Origin of the sequence: Solwaraspora sp. WMMA2056, from assembly GCF_030345095.1 — a bacterium.
Lineage (GTDB): Bacteria > Actinomycetota > Actinomycetes > Mycobacteriales > Micromonosporaceae > Micromonospora_E.
This window is the reverse complement of sequence record NZ_CP128360.1, coordinates 5,854,994-5,870,836: the sequence shown is the minus strand read 5'-3', so window position 1 is coordinate 5,870,836 and position 15,843 is coordinate 5,854,994. Positions and strand designations below refer to the sequence as shown.

Below are 15,843 nucleotides of genomic sequence, written 5' to 3'. Positions count from 1 at the left end.
TCCAGCGGCGTCACGGTCCAGAGTAGTCGACAGTGTCCGGCCCTGACCGGGTCCGCGCCAGCGCACTGTCGGATCACCGCCAGCCCAGCTGCGGTCGTCGACCGTTGACCAGGATGCGTACTGTCGCGGCGTGGCCGAGGCGCGACCCCTCCGCCGGCTGCTGCGGCCGGGCAACGAACGCTGGCTGCTGCCGGCCACCGCCGCCGCGATCTTCGCCGTGGTCATCGTCGCCGTGCCGGACGTGCCCTGCAGCGAGGCGTCGCCGTGCGGCCCGGACCCGTCCGCGAACCTGCTGCTCGGGATGCTCACGGTGCTGCCGCTGCTGCACTGGATCCAGCTGGAGTTCGCCTCGGCACTGGCGTTCGCCGGCCCGGCGGCGCTGTTCGCGTACGACCTGTCCAGACCGGACGAGGACGCCGCGCTCTGGGGTTACCTGCTGCTCGTCGGTCTCGCCGCCGGCTACGCGTGGCTGACCAGGGCAGCACGGCGGCCGAGCCAGGCGGGCTGGCGTCGGCCGGCGCCGTCGGCGGTCTTCTTCGTCGTCGTGCTGATCGGTGCGGCCCTGGCGTGCGTGGCCTTCAGCGTCGAACGCCAGGAGCGGGCCGACGCGCAGCAGCGCGCCGCCCAGATCCTGGCGGCGACCGTACGGTCGCACGTCAGCTCGAGCGAGATCGAGCTCGACCTGCCCGGCGACCGGCCGTCGATCTTCGTCGAGGTATACGACGCCGACGACTTTCCGGTGGGCTCGACCACCCGGATCGCCGTCGATGACCGCGGGCTGCGTCAGCTGGTCGCCGAGCCGTACGACGCCAGCCCGTGGTATGCGTTGGCGGCGATGCTGGCGATCGTCGGTGTCGGTCTCGGCTGGCGCGCGGTCCGCACGGAGCCGCCCGCAGGCCGCCACAGCAGCCCCGGGCGTCGACGACCCGACCAGCACGGCACCGACGAAGACGGGATCTGGGCCATCCTGTCGTCGCGGTCGGCCCGACACGCGTGGGCGGATCTGGGCCGCTGGGAGCTGGTCGTCTTCGCCGCGCTCATCGTCGGGGCGTTGGTCGTCGGGATCATCCGGCGCGAGGCGCTGCTCGTCGGTCTGCTCGACGTCGGTTGCTCCGACACCGGCTGCCGGCCCGTCGTCCTGGCGGCGCTCGGTTGGGCGATCATCGGCGTGCCGATGCTGGTGATGGTCACCGCCTACCTGTTGGGCGACGTCAGCCGGGTCACCGTCCGGGTGTGTTTCGCCGCGCTCGCCGTCCTCACCTGCGGGCTGACCGTCATGCTCGCCGAGACCGACGGCGCGGCCGATCAGGCTTCCGTCGACGCCGTCGGTCCGGAGCTGGAGCTGCTTCACCCGGGGTTCGGGGCGGCGCTGTTCGCGTTGATCCTCGGTTCGTCGGTGGCGAGGTTCGGCACCGACCGGGACGGACCACTCGCCAGGCTGCTGCGGGTCGACAGCGGCCGGCTCGGCCAGCCTGGGTTCACCTTTCTGGCCATCGGCGGCTGCCAGATCGTGGCGCTGCTCGTCGCGCTCGGCGCAGTGGCCCTGGCCGGCTGACCCGGGCCCGGCCCCCGGGTCACACCGCTGTCCGGCGGGTCAGACCTGGCCGAAGACGGCCAGCGCCGGCAGGGCCCGACCGGAGTAGCCGAACACCGCCTGGTTCTCCCAGCCGTTGCCCGACGACGGGTCGTCCGGATCCCAGCCGGAGCCGGAGACCGCCGTCCAGGTCGGCTCCCAGTAGAAGACACCGAGGCCGCGTCCGTTCGGCACCGCCTTGACCGCGTCGAAGACCGCGCGCAGCGCATCGGCCTGGCCCTGCGCAGTGGCCGGGTAGCCGCCGGCCGAGGCGAGCGAGGCGTTGAAGATGTTCGGCTCGTGATCATTCTGCGCGGTGGTGAACCCGTACGCGGTCTCCACCACCACGACCGGCCGCTGGTAGCGCGCCGCCAGGTCGTTGAGGTTGGTGCGCAGGCTGGTGATCGAGCCGTGCCAGTAGAGGTAGTGCGACACCCCGATCACGTCGAACGGCACGCCGCGCGAGGTGGCCTGGTCGAACCACCAGCGGTGCTGGCTGTTGTTGCCGCCCTCGGCCAGGTGCAGCATCACCCGCGTGTTCGCGTCGACGGCCTTGACCGCCTGCGCCCCGGCGGTCAGGAAGGTCGCCAGGTTGGCCCAGTTGTTGCTGCGGCCCTCCGGCCACAACATCCCGTCGTTGATCTCGTTGCCGACCTGCACCATGTCGGCGGTGGTGCCCTGCGCCTTCAACGAGTTCAACACGTCGTACGTGTGGCTGTAGACGGCGTCGCGCAGCTGGGTGACGCTGTAGTTCGCCCAGGCCCGGGGTTTGTACTGCTTGCCCGGGTCGGCCCAGGTGTCGGAGTAGTGGAAGTCGACCAGCAGCCGCATCCCCTGCGCCTTGGCCCGGGCGGCCATCGCCAGCACCCGGGACTTGTCGTTGTAGCCGTCGGTCGGGTTCACCCACACCTTCAACCGGGCGTAGTTGACGCCGGCCGAGCGCAGCAGCTGGACGGCGTCACGCTGGTTGCCGGCGGCGTCGCGGTAGACCGCACCCCGGTCCTCGTTCTTTTTCAACGTCGAGAAGTCGGCGCCGACCATGAACCCGCCGGGTACGCCCGGGTTGCCGGTCGGCCCGCCGGTGAACTCCACATCGTCCACGTTGATCCAGTTTCCGGCGCGGGCGTTGGAGACGAAACTGACCGTGCACTGTCCGTTGGTCACCGTCGTGGAGACCGAGATCTGCGTCCAGGTGCCGGTAGTCGGGATCGCCACCCGGGCCTCGGCGCCGGGTGCCCGGCGACGTCGCCGTCGGCGGCTTCGACGACTCCGAGGTCGCCACCGCGTCGCTGCCGCAGCTGACCACCATCCGCCAGCCACTGGGCCGGATCAGTGTCGAAATGGTCCGGCTGCTCCTCGGCCACCTGGCCGGCGACTCCCACGCCGCCGTCATCCTCCCCACCGAACTGGTGGTCCGGGGCAGCGCCTGATCGTCGATGGCCGATCGGGTCTGCCGCGTCGCGGCGGATCTGGCAGGCTGGTAGCCGTGCTGACGGTGCCGGTGCGGCAACTCGGGGAGACCGAACGCGGGGCGGTGGAACGCATCCTCGACCTCGATCCCTTCGCCGCACCCCAGGTCGCCGAACGGGTCGCCGCGCACGGACTGGCCTGGTGGCGTGCCGACGGCCGCGTCTTCGGCTACGGCCCACGGCGGCAACTCGAGTCGCTGTGCTGGCTCGGCGGGCACCTCAGCCCCGTACACGCCACTGCGGCGGCGGTCGCGGCCTTCGCCGAACGGCTCGCCATCGAGGAGCGCGTCTGTTCGTCGATCGTCGGGCGGGCCGACGCCGTACTCGGCCTGTGGGAGCAGCTGGGCGAGCAGTGGGGGCCGGCCCGCGAGGTCCGCGCCGAGCAGCCGTTGCTGGTCGCCGACCGGCCACCGGCGGTGCCGGCCGACCCCGGCGTACGGCTGGTCCGCACCGACGAGATCGACCTGCTCTTCCCGGCGGCGGTGGCCATGTACACCGAAGAGGTCGGGGTGTCGCCGATCGCCGACGACGCCGGGCGTGGCTACCAGCGGCGGGTCGCCGAACTGGTCCGGGCCCGACGCACGTACGCCCGGATCGTCGACGGCACCGTGGTCTTCAAGGCCGAGCTGGCCGTCGTCACCCGGCACACCGCGCAGGTCCAGGGGGTCTGGGTCGATCCGCTGTGGCGCGGCCGGGGGCTGGCCACGCCGGCGATGGCGGCGGTGGTCCGCGACGCGCTGCGCCGGGTCGCCCCCACCGTCAGCCTGTACGTCAACGACTACAACACCGCCGCCCGCCGGGTCTACGACCGGTGCGGCTTCCGCCGCGTCGGCACCTTCGCCACCGTGCTGTTCTGATCGGCGAGCTTTACGCATCGGGGGGCGCCGAGGTGACTGGGGCGGTGAAGAACTCGGCGAGCGCGTCGGTGAGGTGTCGCGGGGCGCGGTTGAGCGCGTCGTGACCGGCGCGCGGCACCGTCAGGGTGCGGGCATGAGGCATGACCCGGGCCAGGGCCTCGATGATGGGCGGGTAGTAGGGCGGACCGTCAGCGCCGTAGGCCAGCAGCACCTCCGCGTCGATGCCGGACCACCGCTCCGGCGGGCCGTCGTGCCGGTGGATCAGCGCGCTCTCGTCGAGTGAGGTCGGAAGTAGTTCTCCCATGGTGCGGCCGATGGGGGTTCGGATGAACAGTCGGCAGATGGCGACCTGTAGGCCTAGTGGCAGGCGCGACGCGGCCGAGTGGGTGTTGATGCCGGCGCTGGTGAGAGCCGTGGCGCGGGCGATGTCGCCGGTGCGCGCCGATTGCTGTGCGGCTGGCAGCCACCCGGCCGGGCTCAGCCCGTTGATCTGGACCGCTGGATCGTAGAGGGCGAGCCGGCTGATCGGCAGCCGTCGCGCGGCGGCGCGCAGAGCGATGAAGCCGCCGCCACTGTGGCCGATCACGTTGCAGGCTCCGGTGTGGGTCAGCAGTGTCGCGAGGTCGCCGATGTCCTGTTCGCCGTCGTAGGGCTCGGCGCGGGCAGCCGCGTCGGCCCGCCCTCGGCGGTTGTAGAGGTGCATCGTGAAACGGCTGGCCAGCCGTCGGTACATCTCGATGGTGACGCCGCCGCCGTGCACGACGACGATGCCCGGCCCGGTGCCGGTGGAGTCGAGCACGATCTCGGCGCCGTCGGCCGCTGGCACCCGTTGCCTGGTGGAGATCCTGCCCCGACCCACCGCCCTCGGCCCGCAGAGCCTCGCCTGGTTCGACCACTGCCTGGCGATCCTCCGGCCGGTGCCGGCCACGACCACCGCCAAGTTCGAGGCGATCGCCATGATGACCGGCGTGGTGTCGCTCTTCGCGCGCAGTGAATCCGCAGGCCCGCCGGTCTCCTTCGACGGGATCGACATGGCGGTGCTTCCGAACCTCTCCGCTGCCCTTACCGAGTCGTCCGCGTCGTCAGCGCCGCGCGATCTCTTCGAAGTGACCGTAGGAAGTGTCCTGCGCGGACTGCTCACCGAGGCCGGGTAAGACTGCGCTGTTCAACGGCGCGCTGTTCTGACGGCTGTCAGCTGAACAGCACGACCAGCGCAAGCAGCAGGGCGGCGACCGTGCCGGTCAGCGCGGCACCGGTCCAGCGCAGCCACCGCCGGCCCGAGCCGATCAGCGGCAGTTGACGCCAGCGCAGCGCCCCAGTCGCCGCCCCACCGGCGGCCAGTCCGGCGGCGAGCGCCCACCAGCCGGCCCACACGTCATGCCAGGCACCGGTGCCGTAGACGATCAGCAGGTAGATCAGGGCGGTCAGCGTCGAGGTGACCAGCTTGAGCCGGTCCGCCGCCGGCAGCCAACGACGCCGGCCACCGAGCGCGGCCAGGACCGGGGTGACCGCCCCGGCCAGCAGCAACAAAACGGTGACGCCGATCATCAGCGGCCCGGCACCGGTCGGGTCGTCGTCGACGGCCACTCCGAGCAGTGACAACCCGATCGGTTCGACCCCCTTGTCGGTGTTGCCCAGCACCACCACGGCGTCACCGGTGGCCGGGTCGTAGCCGACGTACGAGCGGAATCCGCTGGTAGCGCCGTTGTGCCAGACGATCTCCCGGCCGTCGTAGCTGGTGGTGAACCAGCTGTAGCCGATCCGGCTGTCCTCGCCCGCGTCGAAGCGGGCCTGCGCCGCGTCGGCTCCGGGCGCGCTGCCGTCGAGCATCGCGGCGACCAGGGTCGCCAGGTCTGGCGCCGTGGACCACGGCCCGATGCCGGCTCCGGCCAGCCCGGACGCCTGCCACGGTTCGGTGGCCTTGCCGCTGGCCATCCCGCCGGTCGCTGCGCCGTCCGGCACGGCGGCACCGTCGAGGGCGTATCCGGTGTCGGCCAGCCCGAGCGGGTCGAAGATCTCCCGCCGCACCAGCTCAGGGAAGCTGGTGTCGGCCTGCTCGGCCAGCGCGATGCCGAGCAGCGCCATGCCGAAGTTGGAGTAGTCCACCTCGCCGCGTCCGTCGCCGACCTCGGCGTCGGCCAGCGTCTCGCGGATCCGGTCGGTGTCCAGACCGGTGTACGGGTCGGTGCCGCGCAGCGCCCCCAGCGACATGGTGAGTGTCTCGGCGAGGCCGACCGGCGGCAGCCGGGGCAGCCCGGAGCGGTGACTGGCCAGCTCCGCCAGGGTGATCTCACCGACCGCCGGGTCACCGAATTCCTGATCGGGCAGGGCTTCGGCCAGCGTCGTGTCGGCGTCGACCTGCCCGTCGGCGATCTGGTCGGCCAGCACCATTCCGGTCAGCGTCTTGCCGATCGAACCGATCTCGAACGGGGTGTCCGGGGTCACCGGCTCCCCGCTGGCCCCGGCCAGGCCGGTGGTCCGGTCGCCGAGCCCGGCGGTGCGGACCTGACCGTCGACGATCCGGGCGACCGCCAGCCCCCGGTAGCCGCCGGGGTCGTCGATCACCGCGCGGACCTCGGCCGCCAGCGCGGCGTCACCGGTGTCGGTGCCGCCCAGACGGGCCGGCCAGGGGGCGATCAGCGCGGCGAGCAGCCCGCCGACGACGGCGACGACCGTCGCGACGACCATGGCGCGGGTACGGACCGGATTCATCGGTATGCTCCAGACAGGACGATCAGCAGGGGGACGACCCGCTCCGGCGGTACGGCGTACTGCCCCCGGGCCGACGAGCGCAGCCAGCCGGCACTGACGAGCTGCCGCAGGTGGTGGTAGAGCTGGCCGGTGGTGCCCAGCCCGTCGATCTCGGCCAGGGCGGCGACGGTCCGGGTGCCGGCCAGGATCTGCCTGATCAGCAGCAGCCGCACCGGGTGGGCGAGCGCGGTCAGGGTCTCGGCGTACCCGCGCCAGTCGGTGTCGAGCAGGTCGTCGACGGTGTGCCCGTACTGCCAGTCGTAGTGCTCGCCGGTGGGCAGGGTGACGGTCCCGGTGTAGAGCACCGCGCCTGAGGTGTCGCCGACCTGTGCCTTGAGCCCGTCGAGCGCCCAGAACGGGTGCCGGTCCGGGCCCGACGGTGTGTCCGGGCCGCTCGTGGTGACAGCGGGGGCGGCCGGCGACCCGGCATCCCACCGGTCGACCAGGGTTCGCACCAGCTCCTCGAGCGCGGTGACCCGCTCCGCCAGCTCATCACTCATGAAGCAACTATTACGTACCTACGTAGTTTCTGCAATCGGAGTGTTCCGGGTCACGGACAACGCTCGCCGCCGTACCCACGCACCACGCCACGATCAGCAGCAACAGCAGGCGCTCCAGCACGCCGACCAGCAGCCCCGCGCCGACCAGCAGCATCGTCAGCCCGACCGTCGCCGCCAGCGGCAGTGCGCCCGCCAGCGCCCACAGCGCCAGCCGGCGCACCGTGCGGGTCGACGCGGCGGACCACCAGGTGGCGACCATCGCGAAGACACAGCAGGCAACGGCGAGCACACTCGCCCCGCCGTGCACCAGATCGGCGACGGTGACCGGATCGTGCGGCGGCAGCGGGCAGCCCTCCCGGCACGGCACCGCCGCCGAGACGGCCGTCGCCACGGCTGCCGCGACCAGCAGCGCGGCGGCGACCGGCACCGGCCGCAGCGCCCCGCCGAGCAGTAGCAGGCTCGCCGCCAGCACCAGGAACCCCAACTGGTACGCCAGCACGTAGCCGCCGTCGCCGACGCCGGACTCGCTGACGTACCCGCGCAGTCGCGGACCGGGACCGGCGACGACCGCGACCGTCGCGGTCGCCGCCCCGCCGACCGCGCCGACCGCCGCCCCGACCGCCCACCACCTGGTACGCCACACCCCGCTACGGTGTCACAGCCCGCTACGGTGTCACGGCCCGCCCGGTCGACGCCGGCCAGCGGTCGGACCCGGGGCAGCGGGCGACCGGCTGACGGTTCCCCCGACCACATGTCCGGATCAGCGGTATTCCTCTGAGGAATAATTATTCCTCAGAGGAATACCGCCGAGCGGCACAGTTGTCCGTGGGCCCGGCGATGGCCGGCGAATCGGGCGGTCGGGCGAAGGCTCGGTCAGGCGCCGGGGAGCCGGGCGGTGCGGCCCGGTGCGGCGATCCGCAGGTCGGCCTCGATCTTCGCGACGGTGGCCAACAGGTGTGGCAGCAACTCGCGGCGGATCGACTCGAGGGTGTGGCGACTGGCGTGCACCGAGATGTTGACCGCCGCGACCACGGTGCCGGCCCGGTCCCGGATCGGTGCCGCCACCGACCGCAGGCCGTCCTCCAGTTCCTGGTCCACGATGGCGTACCCCTGGGTGCGGATCCGGTTCAGCTCCGCCCGCAGCGCCGGCACCGTGTGCAGGGTACGGGTGGTGAGCCGGTCCAGCCGGCTGCCCTCCAGCCGGGCGGTGGCCTCCTCCTCGGGCAGGTACGCCAGCAGCACCCGGCCGACCGAGGTGGCGTACGCCGGGAACCGGGTCCCGACGTTGATCGAGACCGTCATGATCCGCGACGTCGGTACGCGGGAGACGTAGACGACCCCGTCGCCGTCGAGGACACACACCGACGACGACTCGTGCACCTGCGCGACCAGCCGCTCCAGGTGCGGCTCGGCGACCTCCGGCAGCGAGATCGCCGACAGGTAGGCGTACCCCAGCTCCAGCACCCGGGGGGTGAGGGAGAACATCCGCCCGTCGGTCCGCACGTACCCGAGGTCGACCAGGGTGAGCAGGAAGCGGCGGGCGGCGGCGCGGGTCAGGTCGCAGATCCGGGCGACCTCGCTGAGCGTCAGCTCGGGATTGCGGGCGTCGAACGCGCGGATCACGGCCAGGCCGCGCTCCAACGACTGCACGAAGTGAGCTTCCCGCCCGTGCTCGCTCATGGCTCTCCCGTTGTGTTGTCGCAGAACCTTATCGAGGTTCCACCGCGCCGGGATCCACCGATGATCCCGTTGTGCTGTCGGGGTTGTGACTACCCACTTCCGTGGTCTCGGCAAGCACCCGTTGCGCCACGGCGTACGCGCTGTTCGCGGCCGGCACCCCGGCGTAGACTGCGGTGTGCAGCAGCACCTCGCTGATCTCGTCGGCGGTGAGCCCGTTGCGCAGCGCCGCCCGTACGTGCATGGCCAGTTCGTCGGTGCAGTGCAGTGCGGTGAGCAGGGCGAGGGTGATGCAGCTGCGGGTACGCCGGTCCAGTCCGTCGCGGGCCCAGACGCTGCCCCACGCGTACCGGGTGATGAAGTCCTGGAAGTCGGCGGTGAACCCGGTCGTGTTGGCGACCGCCCGGTCCACGTGCGCGTCGCCGAGGACGGCACGGCGCACCGCCATCCCGGCCTCGTGGCGCGGGTCGGCCGGTGAGGCGCTTGCCGGGTCAGTCGGCGGGTCGGTCGGCATCGACGGTCACCTCCGGTCCGGTCAGGTGGTCCAGGATCAGCCGGGACATGGTCTCCGGCTGCTCCACGGTGGACAGGTGCGCGGCGTCGTCGACGATCCGCAGGCGGGCGCCCGGGATACCGTCGGCGATCGCCGCGCCGTGCGCCGGTGGGGTCGCCGGGTCGTCGGCAGCGGCGATCACCAGGGTGGGCGCGGTGATCGAGCCCAGCCGCCCGGTCAGGTCCATCCGTTCGACCGCGGCGCAGCAGCCGGCGTACCCCTCGGACGGGGTCGCCGCGATCATGTCCCGGGCGGCCGTGACGACGTCGGGTCGGCGGGCGGCGAAGCCCGGGGTGAACCAGCGGGCGGCGACCGCGTCGGCGACGGCGCCGGTGCCCTGGGCCCGGACGGTGGCGGCCCGCTCGGCCCACGCCTGCGCCGGCCCGAGCAGCGCCGAGGTGCAGCAGAGCACCAGTCGGTCGACGCGGGCCGGGGCTGTCGCGGCCAGCCACATGCCGATCATCCCGCCGAGCGACAGCCCGACGACATGGACCCGGTCCAGCTTCCGGCGGTCGAGCAGGGCGAGCACGTCGGCACCGAGATCATCCAGCGTGTACGGACCGGGCGGTACGGGGGAGCGGCCGTGCCCCCGGGTGTCGAAGCGCAGCACCCGCAGCCCGGCGCCGGTGAGCACCGGCACCTGCGGATCCCACATCGCCCGGGTGCTGCCCAGTGAGTTGGCCAGCAGCACCACCGGTGCGCCGTCAGGTCCGACGATCTCGTGGTCGAGGTCCACCGGATGGCCCTCGGTGTTCATCAGCGCTCCCCTGGTCCGGTCGGCGGTGGTGGGCGTGCAGCGCCCGGTCGATCAGTTCGTCGTACGCGCCGAGGTAGCCGGCCGGGTCGAGCAGCTCGTCCAGCCGCGACCGGTCGAGTACGGTGCCCACCTGCGGATCGGCGGCGAGCCGCTCGGCCAGCCCGGTGGCGGGCCCGTCGGTCACCGCCGCCTTGACGATCTCGTTGGCCCGCTGCCGGCCGAGCTGCCCGGCCAACGCGCCGCTGACCCGTTCGGCGAGCAGCGCGCCGCCGGTGGCGTCGAGGTTGGCCCGCATCCGGACCGCGTCCACCCGCAGCCCCTCCAGGCAGCGGCGCAGCCAGTACGCCGCCGAGCCGACCGACTCCAGCAGGCTGCGCAGCGGCCGCCACTCGGCGTGCCAGGCACCGGCCGCGCGTTGGTGCTCCTGCGTCATGCTGGCCAGCAGGGTGGCGACCAGCCCGGGTGCCTGGGCGGCGCAGGCGAGCGCGGTGACCGCGGCGACCGGGTTGCGTTTGTGTGGCAGGGTCGACGAGCCGCCGGGTTGTTCCTCGACGACCTCGGCGATCTCGGTCTGCGCGTGCAGGGTGACGTCGCGGGCGATCTTGCTGATGCTGCCGGCGGTGCCACCGAGAACACCGGCCAGCTCGGCCAGCCGGCTGCGGTCGGTGTGCCATGGCAGCACCGGTGCGGTCAGCCCGAGTTCGGCGGCGAGCCGGTCGACCAGTGCCGGGCCGGTGGGGCCGAACGCGGCGAGGGTGCCGGCCGCGCCACCGAGCTGCACCGCCGGGACCCGGTCTCCGGCAGTGGCCAGGGCGTCGGCGGCGGTGTCCAGGGCGGTCAGCCAGCCGGCGGTGACCAGCCCGAAGGTGGTCGGCAGGGCCTGCTGCAGCAGGGTACGGGCGGGCAGCAGGGTGTCGCGGTGGGTTTCGGTGAGCCGGGCGGCGGCAGCGGCGGCCCAGACCACGTCGTCATGCAGCGGTGCCAGGGCGCGGCGGACCACCAGCATCGCGGCGGTGTCCAGGATGTCCTGGCTGGTCGCCCCGGCGTGCACGTACCGGCCGGTGTCCGGGCCGACGGCGGCGCGCAACGCGGCGACCAGCGGCACCACCGGGTTGCCGGCACCGGTGGCTCCCGCACCGATCCCCGCCAGGTCGAACCGGTGCTCCTGGGCGGTGGCGGTGATCGCTTCGGCGGCGGCCGCCGGCACCGTCCCGAGTGCCGCCTGGGCGCGGGCCAGCGCCGCCTCGACGTCGAGCATGGCGCGCAGCCACGCCTGGTCGTCGACGGCGGCGCGGACCGCTCCGGCGGCCAGCAGGGCGTCGAACAGTCCGCCCGGACCGGTCTCGGTGGGGCCGGTGTCGGGTTCAGACGGCGAAGAAAACGGTTTCATGCTCGCCCTGCAGCCGGATGTCGAAGCGGTAGCCGTCCGGTTCGGCGGTCGCGACCAGGGTGGCCCGCCGGTGCGCCGGCACCTCGGCCAGGACCGGGTCCGCGGCGTTGACCTCGGACTCGTCCGGGAAGTAGATCCGGGTGACGACCCGGTGCAGCAGCCCCCGGGCGAAGACCGACACGTCGACGTGGGGTGCCTGCGGCCGCCCGCCGGGGCCGGGCACCGCCCCTGGCTTACGGGTGTAGATGGCGTACCCGCCGGACTCGTCGGTCGGGCAGCGGCCGAAGCCGCGGAACCCGGCCACCGCGCCCCGGGGGTCGTCCGGGTGGTCGAAACGGCCCTGCCCGTCGGCCTGCCAGGTCTCGATCAGACCGTCCGGCACCGGGTCGCCGGCCCCGTCGAACAGTCTCCCGCGTAGCCAGATCCCGCCCGGGGTGTCGGGCTCGACGACGTACGGTCCGTCCGGCCAGGGCAGGCCGATCCCCAGGTACGGTCCGACCGTCTGCGCGGGAGTCAGCTCGGTCAACTGGTCCCAGATCGCCGCAGCGCCGCTGGTCATGACTCCTCCATCGGGGTCGCCTCGCGCCCGCGCAGCACGATGTCGAACCGGAACCCGAGCGCCCACTCCTCGACGGTGTTGTCCAGGTCGAACGTCGAGATCAGCCGTTGCCGGGCGGCCGGGTCGGGGATCGAGTTGAGTACCGGGTCGTAGGCGAACAGCGGGTCGTCGGGGAAGTACATCTGGGTGACCAGGCGTTGGGTGAAGGCCCGGCCGAACAGCGAGAAGTGGATGTGCGCCGGCCGCCAGGCGTTGGCGTGGTTGCGCCACGGGTAGGCGCCGGGCTTGATGGTGACGAACCGGTAGCGGCCCATCGAGTCGGTCACCGCCCGGCCGACGCCGGTGAAGTGCGGATCCAACGGTACGTCGTGCTGGTCGAGCTTGTGCAGGTAACGCCCACCGGCGTTGGCCTGCCACACCTCCACCAGGGTGTCCGGCACGGGCCGCCCGTCGCTGTCGCGGACCTGGCCGTGCACGATGATCCGCTGGCCCTGCGCCTGGCCGTCGCGGTCGGAGCTCAGGTCGGCGTCGGCGGCGGTGACCCGACCCTCGCCCAGCAGCGGGCCGGTCACCTCGGTGAGGGTCTGCGGCAGCAGCACCAGCGGCTCGGCCGGGGCGCGCAGCACGGTGGACTTGTACCCGGGGGAGAGCAGCGGCGGGTGTACGGCGGTGTCGTCGCGGCGGTAGCGCGGTAGCAGCAGCCCGTGGGGGCTCGCATCGGGCGCGGCGTGCTCAGGCATGGACGGTTGCCTCCTCGGGGGGCGTCGACCGGTCAGGGGTGCAGCAGTTGGCGCAGCGTGGCCAGCTCCCGCGCGGTGGGCTCGGCGGTGGTCGTCAGGTCGGGGGCGACCTTCAACGGCCAGCCGGTGGCGGCGGTGACCTGGTCGACCTGCACCCCGGGATGCAGCTGGGTGAGGGTCAGTTCGCAGGTGTCCGGGTCCGGGCGCAGCAGGCCGAGGTCGGTGATGACCAGGGTGGGTCCGTGTCCGCGCAGGCCGAGTCGCTGCCGGTCACCGGGGCCGGCGCCGAAGCCGACCGAGGTGACGAAGTCGACGCGGTCGACGAAGGTCCGTCGGCTCTGCGGCACGATGACGATCACCTCGCCACAGGAGGCGGCGATCTCCGGCGCGCCGCCGGCACCCGGCAGCCGGACCTTCGGGTCGGCGTACGTGGCACCGATGATGGTGGTGTTGATGTTGGCGTACCGGTCGATCTGGGCGGCGCCGAGGAATCCGACGTCGATGCGGCCGGGCTGCAGCCAGTAGTTGAAGATCTCCGGCACCGAGACGACCGCGTCGGCGGTTTCGGCGAGGACGCCGTCGCCGATGGACAGCGGGAGCCGGTCGGGCTTGGCCCCGATCGTGCCGGACTCGTAGATCAGCACGAGCCCGGGGGAGTGGGTACGGCGGGCCAGGTTGGCGGCGGTGCTCGGCCGGCCGATGCCGACGAAGCAGCGTGCCCCGTCGCGCAGCGCCCGGGCGGCGGCGACGGTCATCATCTCGTCGAGGGTGAAGTCCGTGCTGGCGGTCGGGTCACTCATGCGGCACCCCCGTCGGTCGGTGCGGCGGCGGCCGTGGGGTGGATCAGCGTGTCGAGCCAGCGGGTGAACGTCTCGCGGTCCCGGCTGATCTCGTCCCACTGCTGGTAGTAGGCGTTGTCCCGGTCGCTGTAGCTCATCGCGTAGGAGGGGTGGGCCCCGCCGGGGACCTCGGCGACCCGGGTGATCGCCCAGCCGGGCAGCACCATCGCGCCGGGGCGCGGCTCCAGCTCGTCGACGATCTCCTCGACGGTGACCAGTGACCGTTTCGCCGCCAGGACGACCTCCTTGTGCACCCCGGTGATGCCCCACACCTGGACGTTGCCCTGCCGGTCGGCGCGTTGGGCGTGCACGATGCCGACGTCGGGGTTGAGCGCCGGTACGGCGGTCAGCACCTCGCCGGTGAACGGGCAGGTGATCGGCGCGATGGTCGCGGTGTGGGCGACCAGGTCGGTGCCGACGTAGCCGCGCAGGACGGCGAAGGGCAGCCCGGCGGCGCCGGCGACGTACCGGTTGGCCATGCCGGCGTGGCTGTGTTCCTCGATCTCCAGTGGCCGGGGCCAGCCGCGCTGCACCGCGTCGCGGAACCGGTGCAGTGATCCGACGCCGGGGTTGCCCGCCCAGCTGAAGATCAGTTTGGCGGCGCAGCCGGCGCCGATCAGCTGGTCGTAGACGATGTCCGGGGTCATCCGGATCAGCGTCAGGTCCCGCCGGCCCTGGCGGATGATCTCCTGCCCGGCGGCGGTGGGGATCAGGTGGGTGAAGCCCTCCAGGGCGACGCTGTCGCCGTCGTGGACCAGCTCGGCGACAGCGTCGGACAGTGAGGAGATTTCACCCATGCCACATCCCCGGTGCGTGTGTAGAACAATCGTTCGCTAAGCGAACGGTACGGTCGGTCGCGCCGGCATGTCAACGCGCCGGCTCCAGTCCAACGGCAGCCCCACGTAGTTCTCCGCGAGGGTGGTCGCCGCCGCCGTCGAGGTGGCGACGTACTCGAGTTGGGCGACCTGCAACCGGTGGGAGAACTCGTCGGCGTCGGCCGGTCGGTGCAGCAACCCGGTCATCCAGGACGAGAAGTGCTGCACCCGCCAGATCCGCCGCAGGCACCGGGCCGAGTACTCGTCGAGCCCGGTGCCCCGCCCCTGCTTGAACCAGCTGGTCAGCGCTTCGGCCAGGAACCGCACGTCGGCCACCGCCAGGTTGAGCCCCTTGGCGCCGGTCGGCGGCACGATGTGGGCCGCGTCGCCGGCGAGGAACAGCTGGCCGCGGCGCATCGGTTCGGTAACGAAACTGCGCATCGGTGTCACCCCCTGTTCCAGGATCGGACCCTCCTTCAGGGTGAAGCCGTCGTCGGTGGCCAGCCGGGTGTGCAACTCGTCCCAGATCCGGGCGGCCGGCCAGTCGGCCAGGTCGGTCTCGTTGGGAACCTGCAGGTAGAGCCGGGTCACGTCGGGGCTGCGCATGCTGTGCAGGGCGAAACCGTGCTCGTGGTGGGTGTAGATGAGCTCGTGCGCCGACGGCGCGGCCTGGGCCAGGATCCCCAACCAGCTGAACGGGTAGGTGTGCTCCACGGTGCGTCGGGCCGTCTCGGGGATGGCGCCCCGGCTGACCCCGTGGAAACCGTCGCAGCCGGCGACGACCAGGCAGTGCAGTTCGCGTATCGTGCCCTCGTGCTCGAACCGGACCACCGGGGCATCAGTGTCGATGCCGTCCAGGCTGACGTCGGAGACTTCGAACAGGATCTCGCCGCCGGCGGCCAGCCGGGCGGCGATCAGGTCCTTGACCACTTCCTGCTGGCCGTAGACGGTGATCGACCGTCCGCTGGTCAGCGCGGCCAGGTCGATGCGCCGCGACACACCGTCGAAGCGCAGGTCAAGGCCGGTGTGGACGAGCCCTTCCTGGCGCATCCGGTCGCCGACGCCGGTGTCGGCGAGCAGTTGTGCCGTGTCGTGCTCGAGCACGCCGGCCCGGACCCGGCGCTCGACGTACGACCGGCTGCGGGTTTCCAGCACCACGGAGTCGATACCCTCCAGGTGCAGCAGGTGGGAGAGCATCAGCCCCGCCGGTCCCGCTCCGATGATGCCAACCTGGGTGCGCACGCTGCTCCCTTCCCCTGCCGGATTGGCAGAGTATCTTCCGATATGCACATTGACGTGAGCCGGGGTAGCCCGTACGTTCATCATAAGAACCATCGTTCGGTACGCGAACACCCCCGATCGG

General features: G+C 72.4%; 18 protein-coding genes. 4 read left to right on the top strand and 14 right to left on the bottom strand.

Annotated elements, in window-relative coordinates:
* The first annotated feature begins 130 nt into the window (after window positions 1-130).
* Window positions 131-1,555, top strand: a complete 1,425-nt coding sequence (locus tag O7608_RS26585; protein WP_289207174.1) for a hypothetical protein — start codon at window positions 131-133, stop codon at window positions 1,553-1,555.
* 39 nt (window positions 1,556-1,594) lie between these two features.
* Here the strand turns inward: O7608_RS26585 and O7608_RS26580 are convergent, their stop codons facing one another.
* A complete protein-coding gene (locus tag O7608_RS26580) occupies window positions 1,595-2,788 on the bottom strand; it encodes a glycoside hydrolase family 53 protein (protein WP_289207173.1) in 1,194 nt (397 codons plus the stop codon).
* 17 nt (window positions 2,789-2,805) lie between these two features.
* Here O7608_RS26580 and O7608_RS26575 point away from each other — a divergent pair, with 17 nt between their 5' ends.
* Together O7608_RS26575 and O7608_RS26570 are read left to right on the top strand one after the other, a co-directional pair.
* Complete coding sequence (locus O7608_RS26575; protein ID WP_289207172.1) at window positions 2,806-3,003, top strand: substrate-binding domain-containing protein; 198 nt, start codon at window positions 2,806-2,808, stop codon at window positions 3,001-3,003.
* Window positions 3,004-3,059: 56 nt separating this feature from the next.
* Window positions 3,060-3,899 carry a GNAT family N-acetyltransferase gene (locus O7608_RS26570; RefSeq protein ID WP_289207171.1) on the top strand — a complete coding sequence of 280 codons (840 nt, stop codon included), beginning with the start codon at window positions 3,060-3,062 and terminating at the stop codon, window positions 3,897-3,899.
* 10 nt (window positions 3,900-3,909) lie between these two features.
* On the opposite strand, the gene O7608_RS26565 is transcribed toward O7608_RS26570, so the two are convergent.
* A complete protein-coding gene (locus O7608_RS26565; protein ID WP_289207170.1) occupies window positions 3,910-4,725 on the bottom strand; it encodes an alpha/beta fold hydrolase in 816 nt (271 codons plus the stop codon).
* Window positions 4,726-4,735: 10 nt separating this feature from the next.
* On the opposite strand from O7608_RS26565, the gene O7608_RS26560 reads away from it, so the two are divergent.
* Complete coding sequence (locus O7608_RS26560; RefSeq protein ID WP_289207169.1) at window positions 4,736-5,053, top strand: hypothetical protein; 318 nt, start codon at window positions 4,736-4,738, stop codon at window positions 5,051-5,053.
* 37 nt (window positions 5,054-5,090) lie between these two features.
* Here the strand turns inward: O7608_RS26560 and O7608_RS26555 are convergent, their stop codons facing one another.
* The 12 genes from O7608_RS26555 to O7608_RS26500 form a co-directional block, all read right to left on the bottom strand.
* Window positions 5,091-6,611, bottom strand: coding sequence for a serine hydrolase domain-containing protein (locus tag O7608_RS26555; protein ID WP_289207168.1), 1,521 nt, complete (start codon window positions 6,609-6,611; stop codon window positions 5,091-5,093).
* The gene (locus O7608_RS26550; protein ID WP_289207167.1) at window positions 6,608-7,150 is read right to left on the bottom strand and encodes an ArsR/SmtB family transcription factor; all 543 of its coding nucleotides are present in this window, start codon (window positions 7,148-7,150) and stop codon (window positions 6,608-6,610) included. The genes O7608_RS26555 and O7608_RS26550 overlap by 4 nt, the downstream gene beginning before the upstream one ends.
* A 10-nt stretch (window positions 7,151-7,160) precedes the next feature.
* Window positions 7,161-7,793: a DUF998 domain-containing protein gene (locus O7608_RS26545; RefSeq protein WP_289207166.1), complete on the bottom strand. Its 633-nt coding sequence runs from the start codon at window positions 7,791-7,793 to the stop codon at window positions 7,161-7,163.
* Window positions 7,794-8,023: 230 nt separating this feature from the next.
* Entirely contained in the window at window positions 8,024-8,830 is an 807-nt protein-coding gene (locus tag O7608_RS26540; protein WP_289207165.1) for an IclR family transcriptional regulator domain-containing protein, read from the bottom strand.
* Window positions 8,831-8,858: 28 nt separating this feature from the next.
* Complete coding sequence (gene pcaC / locus O7608_RS26535; protein WP_289207164.1) at window positions 8,859-9,341, bottom strand: 4-carboxymuconolactone decarboxylase; 483 nt, start codon at window positions 9,339-9,341, stop codon at window positions 8,859-8,861.
* Window positions 9,319-10,137 carry a 3-oxoadipate enol-lactonase gene (gene pcaD / locus O7608_RS26530; RefSeq protein ID WP_289207163.1) on the bottom strand — a complete coding sequence of 273 codons (819 nt, stop codon included), beginning with the start codon at window positions 10,135-10,137 and terminating at the stop codon, window positions 9,319-9,321. The genes pcaC and pcaD overlap by 23 nt, the downstream gene beginning before the upstream one ends.
* Complete coding sequence (gene pcaB, locus O7608_RS26525) at window positions 10,085-11,527, bottom strand: 3-carboxy-cis,cis-muconate cycloisomerase (RefSeq protein ID WP_289207162.1); 1,443 nt, start codon at window positions 11,525-11,527, stop codon at window positions 10,085-10,087. Before pcaB ends, pcaD begins: the two co-directional genes overlap by 53 nt.
* Complete coding sequence (gene pcaG / locus O7608_RS26520) at window positions 11,502-12,086, bottom strand: protocatechuate 3,4-dioxygenase subunit alpha (protein WP_289207161.1); 585 nt, start codon at window positions 12,084-12,086, stop codon at window positions 11,502-11,504. The genes pcaB and pcaG overlap by 26 nt, the downstream gene beginning before the upstream one ends.
* On the bottom strand, window positions 12,083-12,826 hold the full coding sequence (gene pcaH / locus O7608_RS26515; RefSeq protein WP_289207160.1) for a protocatechuate 3,4-dioxygenase subunit beta: 744 nt from the start codon (window positions 12,824-12,826) through the stop codon (window positions 12,083-12,085). The genes pcaG and pcaH overlap by 4 nt, the downstream gene beginning before the upstream one ends.
* 32 nt (window positions 12,827-12,858) lie before the next feature.
* On the bottom strand, window positions 12,859-13,626 hold the full coding sequence (locus O7608_RS26510) for a CoA-transferase subunit beta (protein ID WP_289207159.1): 768 nt from the start codon (window positions 13,624-13,626) through the stop codon (window positions 12,859-12,861).
* The gene (locus O7608_RS26505; RefSeq protein ID WP_289207158.1) at window positions 13,623-14,462 is read right to left on the bottom strand and encodes a CoA transferase subunit A; all 840 of its coding nucleotides are present in this window, start codon (window positions 14,460-14,462) and stop codon (window positions 13,623-13,625) included. Before O7608_RS26505 ends, O7608_RS26510 begins: the two co-directional genes overlap by 4 nt.
* 36 nt (window positions 14,463-14,498) lie before the next feature.
* Entirely contained in the window at window positions 14,499-15,722 is a 1,224-nt protein-coding gene (locus O7608_RS26500; RefSeq protein WP_289207157.1) for a 4-hydroxybenzoate 3-monooxygenase, read from the bottom strand.
* Between the last annotated feature and the right edge of the window lie 121 nt (window positions 15,723-15,843).